This is a genomic window from Plesiomonas sp., from assembly GCF_051650925.1.
Lineage (GTDB): Bacteria > Pseudomonadota > Gammaproteobacteria > Enterobacterales > CAMTGL01 > Plesiomonas.
In genome coordinates this window covers 1-1,219 of the sequence record NZ_JBOFRH010000383.1, presented here as the reverse complement: position 1 = coordinate 1,219, position 1,219 = coordinate 1, and the positions used below count along the sequence as shown (strand labels likewise).

Here is a 1,219-nt window from a genome sequence, read left to right as displayed (position 1 = left end):
ACTTCACCGGCATACGCCACCGGACCACCGGCTTGCGGGTTGGTGGTGGCCATCCGTGCATAAACATAAGCCAGGGCCAGTGCACCCACCAGTGAAATCATCCAGCTGAAAATGGTAATCGAACCGTATGCAGCCAGACTGGAGGGCAATAATGCGATACCACTGCCCATCATATTACCGGCGACAAGGCCGGTACAGGCAATTAAGCCTATTCTTTTGGTGCTATCAGATGACATATATGCGCTCCGGTTTCATTTTTCGTTAATACATGAATCGTCCTGCGTTTGTGATCGCCGAAATAAATACATTACGTCATATATACGGAGCGCGAATGACTCCGTAAGTAGGCTTTGTTTTAAAATCCGGTATGTTAACCAGACTCTTGTCAGAAAAATTAGCGTGCTTTTATTTGGCGCTATCAAAAGCGTGTACGATGAACCTGTTTTTTGCAAAGCGGAATGCAAATAAATAATTATGATTGTCAGGTTTTAAAGTGACACCAAGTGTTGCGTTATTTAATTAAATGGTACTCCGGTAAAATGCCTAGCCTTGTTTTTATTATCATTTATCCAATGTGTGACTTTATTTACTTAAATGTCTTATATATTGCTGGTGGTGTGTATTGTCACGTGAGGCTTACTGATTTTGTTTTGCCTGCGAGTGTTGCGAATGGCGATTGAGTGGGGTGTAAAGTGGTATCGCGATGTTAGGGGATTGCCCAGCAAGAGCGGTGACAACTCGTGCCAAATCGAGTCAGGCCGCGGGTTCGATGATGGCGTGCTGAGAAGCGCTACGCTGTGCAAGGGCGATTTAACCTTCAATAGACCCATCTAAAGCAGGGGCATTGGCGGTAATCGATAGCTAATGAGTCAGAAAATATACAAAAGACTGTATATCTGGGTAAATTTACAGTGTTTCCCTTTAAACGTGATGGCAGGTGGTTATAATCGTCAGCCAACTTTGTCCATACGTGATTTTCTGCTGTAACCCTCATGACCACACACACATCTGCGCCGGTGCGATTCCCTAAAGAATGGTTCGCGCTAACAATTGTTTACAGTTTTACCGGTGCCGCGATCCTGGCTTCGATAATTTTTTCCCTGCTGCTGTTTTTATCCATCGACAATAATCCGTTGATGAAATGGCTGTTCGGGGCGCTGGCTGTTATTTTCGAGCTGGGTAAGTTTTATGTCTGGTATGAGTTTGGCGAACGGCGCGC

1 protein-coding gene and 1 pseudogene are annotated in these 1,219 nt (G+C 45.0%); one reads left to right on the top strand and one right to left on the bottom strand.

Annotation, left to right across the window (positions count from 1 at the left end; genetic code table 11):
• Positions 1-236 (bottom strand): annotated as a pseudogene (gene cadB / locus ACRC27_RS08725) (cadaverine/lysine antiporter); the annotation flags it as partial.
• A gap of 756 nt (positions 237-992) precedes the next feature.
• On the opposite strand from cadB, the gene ACRC27_RS08720 reads away from it, so the two are divergent.
• The coding region (locus ACRC27_RS08720) for a hypothetical protein (RefSeq protein ID WP_438639708.1) at positions 993-1,219 on the top strand (227 nt) is incomplete at its 3' end.